Below are 13,894 nucleotides of genomic sequence, written 5' to 3' on the forward strand. Positions count from 1 at the left end.
AAATTTTAAAAGTTAGTGAATAAACCTAGGGTATAAGTTGGGGTAACGTATGATTTTGCGTAGCTTCCGGTACCCATGCTAAAGTTGTAACGGTTAAAGCCAACGGTGTAAACGTTAGAAGCCTGCGCTTTAAGTTCAAAGTTTTTAAAGCCAGCTTTTTTAATGAAATTTAACCCGTTTAATCGGTAAGAAACAGTAATGTCACCAAGGGTTAGGTAATCTCCGTTAACCACATAATTACTGTTTGATCTGTAAGCAATACCAGGGGCAAAGCTATTTAAGTCTACTAAATTTGGAATATCCGTATTTAGTTCATCGCCAGGTACTCTCCAGAAATTATTAGAGCCAATTAAAGGTCTGTTTTCAGCAGGTGTAGGTCGTGGTACCCTTACTTTAAAACCACCGTAATAGTTAATCATGGCGAAGAAATAGAAATTGCCTACGTCAATCCTATTACTTAAACCGGCGTTAATGCTTGGTACCGTAGTTCCAGAGTATTGTACTAAGCCCGAAGATTTAGTAGACATGGCTATTACCAAAGGGTTGGTAGATGAACTTGTGTTTACCACAAATTGATTCCCATTTTCATCTACAATAATTGGATGACCTTCGCTGTTGAGACCTACGGTGTTGTATGAAAACATAGCACCAACAGGGTAACCGCTAACATAGCCTAAAACATCTAATACTTGTGGGTTGTACTGTCCAAGTCTGAAAACATCCAATACTTTACTGCTGTTTTTGGCAATTACCAATCCGGTATTCCAGTTAAAGTTTCTTCTAGCTATCCAGTCTGCTTTTAAACTAAATTCTATACCGTTATTCCTAATTGTAGCATAATTGATAAGGGCACTTGTTGCACCTAAAGTAGGGTCAATTGTAGAATTGCCCATGATATCGCTGGTTTTTTTGGTGTAATAATCTACACTACCAGAGATATTTTTGAGAATATTGAAATCTAAGCCGAGGTTAAAGTTTTCGGTTTGTTCCCAACGCAAGCTGCTGTTGGCGTTGGACGATAAAATAAGAGAATTTAATGTTGGCGTGTTAGATGTGTTGAATTGAGAACGAGCAATTACCTGAGGAAGCGAAAGCTTGGCCACGTTTCCGTTAAATCCGAAAGCACTGCGCAGTTTCAATAAATGAATCCAATTTAAATTCTTCATAAAATCTTCCTTGTGGATATTCCAAGCTGCACCTAATGACCAAAGTGGTTTGTACTTGTACTTAGGATCCGTACCAAAAAGGTTGGATTGATCAATGCGAATACTTCCAGATAGAGAATAGGTATCTTTAAAGGAATAAACAATGTTAGAAAACGCTGATAGAAAACGGTCATCGCTGTAACTTTGGTTAAAGAAACTTTCAATAGATCCTAGCGTATTTGAAGTAACTAATGTTCCCCTAACAGCTGAGGCACCGCTAAATATAGAAGCGTAGTCTACCGGCTGCTGCAATAAGCTTTGGTCGTTATAACCGAAATAAGATGCTAAATTACCTTGGTTCACCACACTTCTGATTTCGGCACCGATGATACCGTTTAAAGAATGCTTACCGATTTTTTTATCGTAATTTAATTGTGTACGAGCGGTGTAGCCCCTAGAATTTGTGTTTCGCTGACGAAGAAAGTCGCCATCAGGAATGTTTTTCTTAAAAGCCAGCGTAGGTTGTGCTGCGGTAGGCGTAACGGTATAGTTATTTATCCAAGCATTTACAACCGATGAACCTTGGCGAGCTAAATACTTGAATTCTGAACTTGAATTTTCATAAACCCCGCCAAATAATAAGTTAAAGCCCTTTCCAATGTTGTAGTTAAAGTTGGCTATTGTTTTATTGTTGATGGTTCGCGTTTTGTCGCTGATTAGATTAGCATCCACCAAAGGATAATAATTTTGATCCAGCAAGCCCTGTGACAAAAGCACGTTGTTGTAAACCGGAGCATAGCTTTGAGATATAATTGCGGCTGGATTTCCGTTTACGTCTTCGTAACGCTCATAAGGGGCAGCTGATGCGGCGCCAGGTATTGGAGCGCCATTAAAACGTTGCTCTTGATATTCGGTTGTAAGTTCTAAACTTAATCTTTTCGCCAATTTAAGCGTAGTTCTACCAGTCAGCAATAACTTGTTGTTATCGTTCATAATCTGGTTGTTTCTATTGCCAGTGTAGTTTGCCGTAATGTAGTAAAGGGCATTAGGTGTGCCTCCAGAAACGTTTAAAGTATGGGTTTGCGTAGCAGCCGTTCTCAAAAACAAACGGTTGTAATCTTCGATGTTGTCGTAGCTTGTAAGTTCTGCAAAAGAGCTTTCGGCTTGTGCCGGAGAAATGATACCGGCAGAAAGTTGAGCCAAAATGTAGTAAGGAATGGATCGGCGTACGTTACCACCTGTTGAAGAATTAGGAGCAAATAACTGTCCCCAACTATTTGGCGTAACAACAAGTGACTGTCTTTCGCGGATGTAATTTGCATTAATAGCTGATGCTTGTGGATCCCATCTGTAGCGACTGTAATTTTCTTCTGGTGTTAACTCTAAGGTAGTTCTAAAATTAAACTGTGCTGCTCCTGGTTCGGCCTGCTTTCTTTCAATAATGATTACTCCGTTTGATGCCCTTACGCCATATACCGTAGCTGCTGCTGCATCCTTTAAAATAGTTACCGATTTAATTTCGTTGGGGTCAATCATATCCAAAGTGAGTTCGGTTGGATAACCATCCACTACAATTAATGGGCTTTGATTTGCCGACATGGTAGAAATACCGCGGATATTGAATAGAGGCCTTGATGATTGCGTGCCATCTGGAGACGTACTGGTGAAATTAACGGTATTGTTAATCATTAAGCCTGGTAGCCTGTTTACCAAACCATCTAAAAAATTTGAACTTACTCTTGATTCGTATTCTTTAGTACTAATTTGCGCTATAGAACCCGTACTTTGCTCAGGTTTGATCTTTTGATAACCTGTATTTACCGTGATACCGATTTCTTTCAATTCACCCACATCAACACTTAATAAAATAGTGCCTAAGTTTTTAGCTGCTTTTAGTTCAACAGGTTTGTACCCGGTGTATCTAATTACAATCGTGGCGTTTTCATCTACATTGGATAGGGTGAAAGATCCATCCTCTCCAGTGATTACTCCCTTAGATGTGTTTTTTGCAAATACAGATGCACCTGCTAAAGGCTTGTTGGTTAACGCATCCACTACCTTTCCGGTAACATCAATAGCTAAAAAATTTGCTACTATTCGGTCAAAAAGCGATTTAGGTTTGTACTTAATGATAACAGTTTTGTTTTCTATTACATAAGTTGTTTCGCTGCCGCTTAATAATGTTTCCATCACCTTTTCTAGTGGCGCATCTACAAAGTTGGCGTTGATTTTAGCAGAGGTGTTAAAGTGTGTGCTTTCTACCAACACATTATAGTTGGTTTGCTTCTTAATTTCTCTTAAAACTTTCTCAATAGTTACAGGGGATTGCACCAGGTTAAGTTTTTGGGCAAAGCTTGCGGCATTAACCTGTAATAGCGAAATCATTAATATGAAAGTGGTTAGTTTCATCATCAATAGTATTTTCGAGAGCTTGCCCTTGGGCGTTAGAGGAAAAAATGTAGTTTGTTTATGCATAGTTGTCCATTGGTTTTTTCCAGAACACGCAGGCCTTTGGCGTAATTATGCATACGCAATTGCTTAACTAAGCGATATTTGCTAAGTTTGACGTGTCTGTTAGGCTTTGCACCGGTTTTGAAATTTTGTGCATAAGCCGATAAAATAATTGTTGTAAGATAATTCTACAGATGATGGGCTCCGATGGCCGTCGGAGCCCTTTTTTACTATAGTTTGATGGTGTTGTTGCTAAGGAATGTCTTTAAGGTCTTTTCTCATTTTGTTTGTTAGGTTAGGTTTTTAGTTAGTGATTTATGGTTTAATCTGTTGAACTCACAATGATCTGCCGCCCTTTGATTTCAAACGTAGCAACATCGGTTTTTTGAATTACTTTTAACAGCTCTGAAATGTTTTTGTAGCGACTAATTGAACCGAAAAATGTTTTATTCTTCATTGCATCATCTTTATAAATTACATCAACATCATACCATTTCGAAACCCGATTTAAAATGGTTGATAAGGTTTCGTTGTTGAACATAAAATATCCATTTTTCCAAGCTACTACATCATCGGTTTCTACTGTTTTAACATCTAATTGTTGAGTTGAAATAATTGCCTGCTGGCCAGGAGATAATGTAGCGTTTTGCTGGCTATTGGTATTGGTGATATTTACACTGCCTTCTAATAAAGTAGTTGCTGTATGGGGTTCATCAGCGTAGGCATTAATATTGAATGTTGTGCCCAGTACCTTTACCCGCTGTTGGTTACTAGCTACAATAAAAGGCTGTAGTTTGTTCTTGGTTACTTCGAAATAACCTTCGCCAGTTAATGTTACTTTCCGTTCTTTGGCACCTTTAAAATTGGTTGGAAAATTCAACGAAGATTGCGAGTTAAGAAAGACCAAAGTTCCATCGGGCAAAAGTACTTCTGTTTGTTCTCCACGTGTTGTGGTAAGCGTGTTAAACGTTAAAGCGCTATTTAAATCCTCCACTACCTGATAAATGAGCTGTCCTTTTTCATTTTTGAAAATTTTCACACCAGCTTCGTTAGCGATATTGCCACTCAGTGCATCATTAATAGCTATTTTTTTGCCATTGCCTAAAGTAAGTGTTGCGCCATTTTTACCAGGAGCTATGTCGTTGGCAAAATAAATTTCCTGCGGTTTATTGGTGTATTTTGTAAGATAAAAACCAATACTTACAATGCATAAAACAACCGCTGCGGCAACTGCTATACGTAAAAAACTTGTTTTTTTAGATATGGAAACAGGGTGGATTTCGTTTTTAATGCGTTGTAAAACAGTAGGTTGTTCACGGAATTCAAAATGCTTTAAATCATCCTCACTGATGTTCGCCCACTGTTCATCAAGCAGGTTTTCAAAAAAATCCGCATTGTCACGGTCGCTCAATAAGTTGGTAAACTCTTCTTTTTCAAGTTCCGTAGCAGTGCCATTTTGATAGGCTTTCAGTAAATGCGCAATTCTTTCTTCAGTCATATATTTTCGGGCGTTTTTAGATGGCGAGTTTAATGCTCTTTAAACTATAGACACATTTCACCCTATCACCGAGGTAATGGAAAATGAAAAAAAATTAAAATAATTTTAAAATGATGCAGATTACCATCAAATGGCCATGTTGCTTCAAATAATTTCGTAAAAATCGAAGCGCTAGTTTCATGTGAGTAGCTACCGTGGAAGGCGCAAGGTTAAGTTGTTTAGCCGCATCTTCGTATTTTAAACCTTGCTGGTGGCAAAGCTTGTAAACTTCTCGCTGCTGCGGCGGCAGTTCTGCTACCGCTTGGTCTAGTAATTTCTTTGTTTCCTGCAGTATCACGCGTTCTTCGGTATCATTACCTTCTACTTTCCAATAGGATTTTAGCTTTTCATTAGCTCTATTTTCAATCGCTTGTCGGCGTAATGTATTAAGTGCAATATTTCTTGATAACACCCTAAGATAAGATTCAAAATGGTTGATAGTCGCAAGTGTGGTTCTGGTATTCCAAATTTTCAACATCACTTCTTGCACTACTTCTTCGGCAGCCATTTCATCTTGCAAAATTCTGGTGGCGAAATAATAAATCTTTTTAGAAAAACGATAATAAATCAGCTCAAATGCACGCTCATCACCATCAGCGATTGCTAGAAGTAGTTGATTTTCTTCAGAAATTAAAGATTTATCGGCGGATTGCTGCATTATTTAACGAATATAGCAAAAACCGAAGTTAATTAGCGTATGGTTAAATTCAGTAGTTCCAACTCTTTAAGTTTTAAGCACCATCATTCTTCTAAATCCATCAAAATACTAAACCAACATACTATCAAAGGTATATCTTCCAAAATTTGATGTGCCAACGGGTATTTTACTTGCGAAATACGTGTTTTAAATCCTCCTTAAAACCAACACTATTTTAGAATGTTGTGCCTTTGGGAAAAGGATGGAGCCTAGGATTGATGGGAACCAAAGCCCCATTCCTTTTACCCATTTTAATTTTAATTCAAACAACATTAAATCAATAGCAATGGCAACAACAAATAGTTTACTGAACGAGCTTATTGAGCTTAACAACGATAGAGCGTCGGGATTTGAGAAAGTACTGGCAGATATCAACGATGAAAATGTAGATTTAAAAGAAATCTTTCAAGAATATGCTGCGCAAAGCAGAAGGTTTAGTCAGGAATTGACCGCAATATTAGCAGTTAGAGATGGTGACCCAGATACTGGAAACACGGTAGCTGGTACCTTGCACAGGGTTTGGATTGATGTAAAAGCACTGTTTGGCGGAACCGATAGAGCAAGTATTTTATCAGAAGCTGAAAGAGGCGAAGACGCAATCAAAAAAGCTTACCACACTACCCTTACCGAAGGTGGATTGATTGGAGAGGCTATGGACACGGTAGCGGCACAATCTAGATCTATTGATAAAGCGCATGATACAATTAAAGCGCTAAGAGATATGGCTAAAGCAACAAGTTAAACATCAACATTAATTTGAAGAACATGATGACGAATTATTTAATGCCTAATAAGTCGGGTGGTAAGGTAGCAGCAATTGCTGGCCTTACGGCACTTGCAGGTATAGCATTAATTTGTGCAATACCTAAAACTAGAAAAGCCTGTAGCCAATGGCTAGGCGACACATTTGATCAGTTGAAAGAAAAGCTGAGCCAACGTAAGCATTCCGATTGGGAGCAGGATATGCAAAAAGCAGAATCGCTGAAGGGCCCAATGAAAAGAAGAAAAGATACCGCAAAAATTAACGTGCCATCCGCTGGAACCACCGCTTGGAAAGACGAATGGTCGAGCGAATAATTTAATAAATTTTATGTGTTTGTGTGTAAGCCACCTCTTCCAAGGGGTGGTTTTTTAGTTGTTACCGTATGAAATATTCATTTTTGGCAAGATACCCTCTGATCATTTTATTTACCTTGGCATGCTTGGTTAGCTATGCGCAGGTGGCGGATTCCACTTCGAAAATACCCGATACTTTGCTGTTTAAAATTAAGCAGGCACAAGCTACCGTTACCGAAGTAAATGCCAGTAATAAACAAGGCTATAATTTTGAAGTGATTGCCTCGGATGTTGCCAAAATTAATACAGATGTGGCTGCACTAAAACAAGGTTTAAAAGCCCGAGACATTGATACGAAGGCATTGCAAAGTTACGAGCTCATTTTAAAAGATGCAGGTAATAGGCTGGAAAAGGTGAAGAATGCATTAATGAAGAGCAACGACAACCTTCAGCAGATGATGGAAAAGGTGCTGACGTTGAGTAACGATACGGTTTTGGTAGATGATCAAACAGGAAATGCAGACAAAGTGCTTTATAGTAATCAGCTGAAAGTGATCAAACTGAGGTTGCAAAATACTGGAGAAGTTACCGGTGCCAACTTGGAACGTTCTGGCAAGTTATTGGCTGAAGTTTCGGCTATAGATATCTTAATTAATGATTTAAAAACTGCTGTAGCAGACCGATTGCAGCAACAGGGAAAAATTGCATTAGGCAGGGAAGTCCCAGTATTATGGGAATCAACCTTGTGGGCAAACGAGAAGCTTAGCATTTGGGAACAGGTAAAAAATTCCTATCTCGGGCAAAAACAAATCATCCAATATTTTTTTTCATCTACTTGGGATAAACGCATACTGTTGTGGGTGATAGCACTTGTCTTCTTTGTTTGGGTGCATCGTAATGCGAAGCTGGCAAGTAGGCCTGCCGTGAAACGAAAAATAGGGGAACTCAAGTTTTCTGATTTACATCCTTTTCCTTTTTTAGCCACTTTAATTGTTGCTTTAAATCTTTTGCCGCTGTTGGAAAGTGATGCGCCCTCCATCTACATCGAAATTATTCAATTGGTACTTTTGTTGGCAATTACGAAACATCTTACGGCACTTTCAGTAAAGCAATGGCGTGTTTGGCTACAATTTATCGTAGCGTATTTGTTTTTGATAAGTATAGCCACGGTGAGCAATCAAGGTATTGCCATGCGCTTATTACTGATTGGTTTACACCTGTTTTTCATTTTTATGGCATTGCGCCTTTTTGCAAAACTGCGATTGCAACAGTTCCCTAAAAAGTATGTTAAAGCAGTGCTTGCTATCGGTATTTTTCTTAATGTTTTAGCTATTGTATTGAACATTTTTGGCAGATTGAGTTTATCAAAAGTGTTAGCATTAGCTGGCGTTGTTGGCTGTATACAGCTTCTGGCTCTTGCAATTTTTATTCAAATCATACTAGATGCGCTGGAGCTCCAACTTAGAATTAGTGCTTGCAGCAAGGGCATATTTTCCAGAATTAATCATGGCAAAACAAGGCAGTCGGTTAAAAAAATCTTGTGGTGGTTAGCTATCGTAATTTGGAGCGTAGTTTTCCTAAATCACCTTAACTTAATGGATGTGCTTTTTAATAGTTTGAAAACTGCGCTAAGCAAGCCTCGATCCTTCGGTGCAGTTCATTTTTCTTTTGGTAATATTTTATTTTTTATCCTGATCATTTATATCGCAAATAAAATCCAAAAAGGTGTGCCTATAGTTTTTGGCGAAGGAACTTTGAGTTATGAAGGGCAGGTAGAGCAAAAGAGTTCAAAGGTTGCCTTAATTCGGTTAATTATTATCATCGTTGCATTGCTATTGGCCTTAACAGCGTCTGGTTTGCCAATGGATAGGGTAACGGTAATCCTTGGTGCCTTGGGTGTTGGGATTGGTTTAGGCATGCAAAATATCGTCAACAACTTTGTTTCAGGTGTAATTTTGATTTTCGAACGTCCTTTTCGAATTGGGGATTTTGTAGAATTGGCGGATAAAAAGGGTAGGGTAAAGGATATCGGTATTCGATCTAGTAAATTGCTCACTCAACAGGGGGCAGAAGTAATCATCCCCAATGGAGATTTATTATCTGGAAGATTGGTGAATTGGACCTTAAGCCATGATTATGTTAAAACTGAATTGCTTTTTAAAGTTCCTGTGGAAACCGATTTAGATCAGCTAAAAAAATTGATAGACGAGCAGCTTGCGAAAACGCAACATCGTATGGAACATTTGCCTCCCGAAATGTTGGTAAATACCATTGCAGCCGGAGCAATTGAAATTAAACTGTTGACTTGGGTTGAAAACATTTATGCAGAGCCGCTATTTAAAAGTGAGCTGATGATTGGGTTGATTAAACGACTAAACGAAGCAGAGATTAAAATTTTGTAGTTAGGAAATAAGGCAATTCAGGTTTACGAGATTAGCTTTTTTCTGCTTCGTCTTTTTTGTGGTACAGTAATTTTAATAGCAGTATAATGATATCCATTGCAAGCGAAAAGGAATTAGTGATGATGATGGGGAGATCCTTAAGCAAGATGCCGTAAAATACCCATGCGCTGTTTCCAAATGCTAAAATGATGAACATAAATGGCGAAACATGAGCAACTTGTTTTGTTTTAAGTGCCTTAAATATCTGCGGCATAGCAGAAATTGCCGTAAGAACGCCAGCGCCAATCCCTATTATCAGTTTCGTATCCATATCCAGTTGTTAGTTCTTAAATAAAACAGCTATAGCACGCTCTTGATTTGCTTTGAAGCATGATTGAGTACTCTATTTGATCAAATAAGTATATCTACCTGAATCGTTGTTCCAAATACTTTTTCGGTAAAATTCCGGAGCTATTTCCTTTTTAGTTTGTTATGTATTTGAAGCTGTTAGTACAGCATCGGATTTAAAAACTTAAAACTAAATATCATGGACTATCAAAATCAAAATGAACAAGAAAGAAACGAGCAAGGCACGTTTCAACAAAAAGAAAATCAAGGTCAGCAACAACAAGGTAATGATCAAATGCGTACTTCGGCTGGTGGAAATTCGGCCTTTGAAAACCAAAACAGACAGGAGGGAGGAGATGGGCAGCAAGGCCAACAAAACCAACAAGGTCAGCAAAATCAACAGCCTCAGGATAGTCAGCAAAACTGGGAGCAACGCAACGATAATGTAGTGAGCGAAGATGCGCAGTCGAGAATGCAGGATGATACGCAAAATGAATCGCAGCCACAAATTGACGAAGAAGGAGAATTTACCAATCGCACAGGATGGACGAGGGAAGAAGGCTTGAGCGATGATGAGCGCCGCAATGCCGAAGAGGAAGATTTAGATGGACGACGTTCGGACGACAGTTCGGTACTCTAATCGAAGCAACAGTAGGGACAACAAATTCCTACTGTTGCTTTTTTTGCCAGGTTAAACTTACCACTGCTTTTGCTTTTAAATGATAGGTGATCAAGCCTGCTTCCTCACTTTTTGGTTCCAAAAGTATTTGCTTACTTCCATCTTTCAACTGTAGTTTAAAATCGTATTGTGTTGCTGTAGGAATGATAATCTGTAGCTTACAATCAGCCTCGCCTTCACCACCAATGGTTAAATTCAACTGCTGCTTCCTTTTTGTAAAGCTATCTAGTGGATATTCAGCAAAAACTAAAAAATCTTCGTTTTTAATTTGATGATACTGCCTTGGGATAATACCAAAAGCAACACCCGCTCCATAAACTTCTTGCCCCACCTGTCCGGCTTGTTCCCAACCATCTCTTAAATCTTCCAGCGCAATCCACAAGTCGGGGTCAATTTCTCCGGTTTTTACTTCTGTTGCTAACATTTCTTTCGGTAACATTGCAGCGAAATAGTAAGGCACTCTATTAATCGCATATTTGATAAACTCGGCGATTAGCATTTTTACTGCGGGCAAAAGTTCCACACCTTTGGCCTCTTCATAATAATAACAAAGCGCAGCGTACACTTCTTGTTCTTCGTAAGCTGCGGTGTATGGCGCATCTTTCAGCGGAAAAATAGCAAAAAACGAAGGGAAGTTTTTTCCGTAGCCATAATTGGAATCCCACAATTGTACGTTATTAAAAATGCCTGCCAAGCACATGTAACTCAAATCAAGGTAATGCTGCTTTTTAGTGAGTTTGTAAAGTTTAAGCAATGCTACTGCTGAAAATGTGGTGTTGTTGGCTTGGTAAAATACATCAAAACCCAGATTGTCCAAATGCTTCACGCTGCGTTTGGCCTCGTTAAGGTAGCTTTTTTTTCCGGTGATTTCCCAAAGTTTCAACATCAAATCTGCATATGTGCCTGGTACATCTTTTTCGCCACCTTCGCCTTCTGCAGTTTCGGCTTTAAGAATATTTAGGGTGTCCATTTCATAAAAAACGGGCCACTGGTAATTAAAAGTTTTGGCAACTTTCATGGCATAGCCGATGGAGTCCATCAATAACTTCGAAGCTATTTTTTCGCCGCCTCTAGCGGTTAGCCTGGCTAAATTCATCAACGGATGGTGCAGGTACCAAGCGTCCATTACGTTAGGTTTTTTCTGCTCTTCCGAATAATCTAAATTTGATTCTGCAGTTGGAAGCCAGCGCACAATGGTTCCTAGTTCTGGTTTGTAAAAAGCTTCTAGCCCATCTTTTAATCTATCTACAATAGGGTGTGATGCTTCTCCTTTCCAATCAAGATATTCCATTACCGGCAAAAGCACAGCCAACTGTACCATAATTTCCGGCGGTGTTTTATAATCGCTCAGGTAAGCTGTTAAATAATGATGACCACCCTGATAACTCCAACAACCCGGGTGAATTTCCATATCCTTGATGCCATTATCTGCAATCTTTAACCAGTCTTGTGTGGCAGTTTCTGGCTTGGGCAGCTGTTGGTAAATGGCCGCTAAATTAGTCAGGTAACTCTTGCAAACGGAAAGCTGATCTTTAGGCACTTGCTCATCAACCAATACATAAGCATCACTTAAAATGTAAGTTTGGTTTTTTTGCAACGGCTCTTCTGCAGATATTGGAATGGAAAACCCGATTTCAGGCCAACCTGCTCCAATTAAACCTGCGCCAGAGGTTTTGGTATGCTCAAAGTAAGGGTTTAATGAAGTGAGATTTTGAAAGTAAAAAATACTGCCAGTTGCAGGTTTATTTAACGAAAAATTTAAAATCGCTGATCGGTTGCCTACTTGTTGCGTGTGTATTTTACCTGTGGATAACAGCTTCCAATCTTTGGTGAAATTGAGGATGTCCTTGGGCCAGTAAGCAAACAACAAATCCTTTTTTGGGGTAAATGCAGCGGTGTAGTGAAACAATGCATCTTCAACTAGCTTAATTTTACTGCTGTATTTTCCTGATGCGGTGCTGAGGCTTACCGTTATTTCCGTGTCGGTTTGCTCCAACTTCGTTAACATCAAAGCATTTCCTTCGTCATAAACAGTTCTGAAACCTGTTTTGATGCCATTTTTCCAAGTTTTAATTAGCCATAACGAATTTTCGTTAAGATAAAGCTCCAGTGCAATTTTTTCGCTTTTGATAGCCGCAATAGCATTTAGTTGCGCTAAATCTTCGGCGGTTTGCAGTGTTAATGCGGTATAAGGTTCCATTAAATTAATTGTTTCAAAGGCCTAATCTTTAAATCAACAATGGCACATCGTTTAGGCTGACTTAGCACATATAAAACGCTTCTAGCCACATCCTCGCTCAATAGCATTTCTAAGTTTTGTATTTTTTCGTCTTTTTCCTCCTGCGAGCTATCCTGCATTGGTGTATCCACTGCGCCAGGCTCTATTAGCGTAACGCAAATTCCATCGTTATTGATTTCTTTTCTAAATGCTTCAGAAAACCCTTGAAGTGCTGATTTGCTGGCTACATAAACTGAACTTCCCTCTTGCCTTGCTTCTGCGCTCATTGAGCCAATATTGATGATATGCCCATCATTTTGTTGCAGCATTCGCTTTGCGGCGTAATTACAACAGGCAAGGTAAGCGGTAATGTTTGTTTTAACCAGATAATTCCAGTCTTCGAAATCACCTTCTAAAATGCTACCATGTCCCAAAGCAGCATTGTTAATCAAAATATCCAGTCCGCCCCAATGTTTATCAATGCTGTCAAATAGTTTTTCCAAAGCTGAGGCTTCGGTTACATCTACGCTCATTCCGTAAACTTCTACCGCTTCATTTTCATCTTTGATTTGTTCTAAGGCCTGTTCCAGCTTCTCTTCATCTCTACCAATAATGTAAAGCCTTACACCATGCTTGGCCAATAGCAAGGCTGTTGCTAAACCTATGCCGCTTGTTCCGCCGGTAATTAATGCCCTTTTTTGAGCTAGTTGCGTTAAATCAGGTAAAAAGTTATTCATCTATTTTAGGAGGTTAATCTGTATGTTCGTGATTTCTCGATTGACTAATTTTCAAAGGATATTCGCCTTTATCTCCGCTTATTTTCATCATGATATCCAATACCAATCTGGCTTCGGCTAAATGGTGTTCCAAGTGCGGTAATTTAGTTGAGGCAAATTGCGCTAGCTTAGGGTTGCTATTGCTGCTTCCCGCAGAGAAAAGCTTAACTGCGGTTTCATGCTCTTTCACCATCAGCTTTGCGTAGAAAAGGTTTCGTTCAAACTCGTCCAGTCCATCTAAATGGTTAAGTGTAGCCAGTTTGTCTTTTGGCAACTCTTGCGGAACATAAAGCTTCGTTTGTTTGGCAATGCCCTTCAGTTCTTTTTCTGCCATCAAATGATCTTTAAGCATAATGGTGGCCAGGTTCTGAATGTCTCTATTTTCAGTGTGCTTAATCATGTGCGCACTGCTTTCTATCTCCATCATGGTGCCCACGGCCGCTTGTATGGCAAAATCATTTCTGGCACCATCGTTCAAAGCTTTATCCTTTGGCGTTTTCGCTATTTGTTCCAAATTATTCTGACTGCAGGTGTCTTGGTTACGTTGGCACGACGTTAAAGTCCCAAACATTAAAAGGCATAAAAAGTAAACTCTCATCTCATTAA

Annotated in this window: 11 protein-coding genes; 4 read left to right on the forward strand and 7 right to left on the reverse strand. The window is 39.1% G+C overall.

Annotated elements, in window-relative coordinates; genetic code table 11:
- Positions 1-5 precede the first annotated feature (5 nt).
- The 3 genes from DUT68_RS08530 to DUT68_RS08540 form a co-directional block, all read right to left on the reverse strand.
- The gene (locus DUT68_RS08530; protein ID WP_237088296.1) at positions 6-3,557 is read right to left on the reverse strand and encodes a SusC/RagA family TonB-linked outer membrane protein; all 3,552 of its coding nucleotides are present in this window, start codon (positions 3,555-3,557) and stop codon (positions 6-8) included.
- Positions 3,558-3,918: 361 nt separating this feature from the next.
- Entirely contained in the window at positions 3,919-5,094 is a 1,176-nt protein-coding gene (locus tag DUT68_RS08535) for a FecR family protein (protein ID WP_113637493.1), read from the reverse strand.
- 94 nt (positions 5,095-5,188) lie between these two features.
- Positions 5,189-5,791: an RNA polymerase sigma factor gene (locus DUT68_RS08540; RefSeq protein ID WP_113637495.1), complete on the reverse strand. Its 603-nt coding sequence runs from the start codon at positions 5,789-5,791 to the stop codon at positions 5,189-5,191.
- A gap of 325 nt (positions 5,792-6,116) precedes the next feature.
- Between DUT68_RS08540 and DUT68_RS08545 the strand changes: the two genes are divergently transcribed.
- The 3 genes from DUT68_RS08545 to DUT68_RS08555 all read left to right on the forward strand — a co-directional run bounded on the left by DUT68_RS08545 (position 6,117) and on the right by DUT68_RS08555 (position 9,288).
- Positions 6,117-6,572, forward strand: a complete 456-nt coding sequence (locus tag DUT68_RS08545; RefSeq protein WP_113637612.1) for a ferritin-like domain-containing protein — start codon at positions 6,117-6,119, stop codon at positions 6,570-6,572.
- A 23-nt stretch (positions 6,573-6,595) separates the two neighbouring features.
- Positions 6,596-6,907 carry a hypothetical protein gene (locus DUT68_RS08550; RefSeq protein ID WP_157960811.1) on the forward strand — a complete coding sequence of 104 codons (312 nt, stop codon included), beginning with the start codon at positions 6,596-6,598 and terminating at the stop codon, positions 6,905-6,907.
- Between the two features lie 68 nt (positions 6,908-6,975).
- A complete protein-coding gene (locus tag DUT68_RS08555; protein ID WP_113637498.1) occupies positions 6,976-9,288 on the forward strand; it encodes a mechanosensitive ion channel family protein in 2,313 nt (770 codons plus the stop codon).
- Between the two features lie 31 nt (positions 9,289-9,319).
- Here DUT68_RS08555 and DUT68_RS08560 read toward each other — a convergent pair whose 3' ends face one another.
- On the reverse strand, positions 9,320-9,598 hold the full coding sequence (locus DUT68_RS08560) for a SemiSWEET family sugar transporter (protein WP_113637500.1): 279 nt from the start codon (positions 9,596-9,598) through the stop codon (positions 9,320-9,322).
- A gap of 216 nt (positions 9,599-9,814) precedes the next feature.
- Between DUT68_RS08560 and DUT68_RS08565 the strand changes: the two genes are divergently transcribed.
- Complete coding sequence (locus DUT68_RS08565) at positions 9,815-10,255, forward strand: hypothetical protein (RefSeq protein ID WP_113637502.1); 441 nt, start codon at positions 9,815-9,817, stop codon at positions 10,253-10,255.
- Positions 10,256-10,283: 28 nt separating this feature from the next.
- On the opposite strand, the gene DUT68_RS08570 is transcribed toward DUT68_RS08565, so the two are convergent.
- Genes DUT68_RS08570 through DUT68_RS08580 form a run of 3 tightly spaced genes read right to left on the reverse strand, consistent with a single transcriptional unit; the run spans position 10,284 to position 13,886 of the window.
- Positions 10,284-12,494: a hypothetical protein gene (locus tag DUT68_RS08570; RefSeq protein ID WP_113637504.1), complete on the reverse strand. Its 2,211-nt coding sequence runs from the start codon at positions 12,492-12,494 to the stop codon at positions 10,284-10,286.
- Positions 12,494-13,249, reverse strand: coding sequence for an SDR family oxidoreductase (locus DUT68_RS08575; RefSeq protein WP_113637506.1), 756 nt, complete (start codon positions 13,247-13,249; stop codon positions 12,494-12,496). Before DUT68_RS08575 ends, DUT68_RS08570 begins: the two co-directional genes overlap by 1 nt.
- Positions 13,250-13,262: 13 nt before the next feature.
- Positions 13,263-13,886 (reverse strand): DUF4142 domain-containing protein, encoded by a 624-nt coding sequence (locus tag DUT68_RS08580; protein WP_113637508.1) that lies wholly within the window; start codon positions 13,884-13,886, stop codon positions 13,263-13,265.
- Between the last annotated feature and the right edge of the window lie 8 nt (positions 13,887-13,894).

This window comes from Pedobacter zeaxanthinifaciens (genome assembly GCF_003313335.1).
Taxonomy (GTDB): Bacteria; Bacteroidota; Bacteroidia; order Sphingobacteriales; family Sphingobacteriaceae; genus Pedobacter; species Pedobacter zeaxanthinifaciens.

Excerpts from the sequence above, each read along its gene's own strand:
- DUT68_RS08530 (WP_237088296.1), bottom strand. The coding sequence starts at position 3,557 with ATGATGAAACTAACCACTTTCATATTAATGATTTCGCTATTACAGGTT.
- DUT68_RS08535 (WP_113637493.1), bottom strand. The coding sequence starts at position 5,094 with ATGACTGAAGAAAGAATTGCGCATTTACTGAAAGCCTATCAAAATGGC.
- DUT68_RS08540 (WP_113637495.1), bottom strand. The coding sequence starts at position 5,791 with ATGCAGCAATCCGCCGATAAATCTTTAATTTCTGAAGAAAATCAACTA.
- DUT68_RS08545 (WP_113637612.1), top strand. The coding sequence starts at position 6,117 with ATGGCAACAACAAATAGTTTACTGAACGAGCTTATTGAGCTTAACAAC.
- DUT68_RS08550 (WP_157960811.1), top strand. The coding sequence starts at position 6,596 with ATGATGACGAATTATTTAATGCCTAATAAGTCGGGTGGTAAGGTAGCA.
- DUT68_RS08555 (WP_113637498.1), top strand. The coding sequence starts at position 6,976 with ATGAAATATTCATTTTTGGCAAGATACCCTCTGATCATTTTATTTACC.
- DUT68_RS08560 (WP_113637500.1), bottom strand. The coding sequence starts at position 9,598 with ATGGATACGAAACTGATAATAGGGATTGGCGCTGGCGTTCTTACGGCA.
- DUT68_RS08565 (WP_113637502.1), top strand. The coding sequence starts at position 9,815 with ATGGACTATCAAAATCAAAATGAACAAGAAAGAAACGAGCAAGGCACG.
- DUT68_RS08570 (WP_113637504.1), bottom strand. The coding sequence starts at position 12,494 with ATGGAACCTTATACCGCATTAACACTGCAAACCGCCGAAGATTTAGCG.
- DUT68_RS08575 (WP_113637506.1), bottom strand. The coding sequence starts at position 13,249 with ATGAATAACTTTTTACCTGATTTAACGCAACTAGCTCAAAAAAGGGCA.
- DUT68_RS08580 (WP_113637508.1), bottom strand. The coding sequence starts at position 13,886 with ATGAGAGTTTACTTTTTATGCCTTTTAATGTTTGGGACTTTAACGTCG.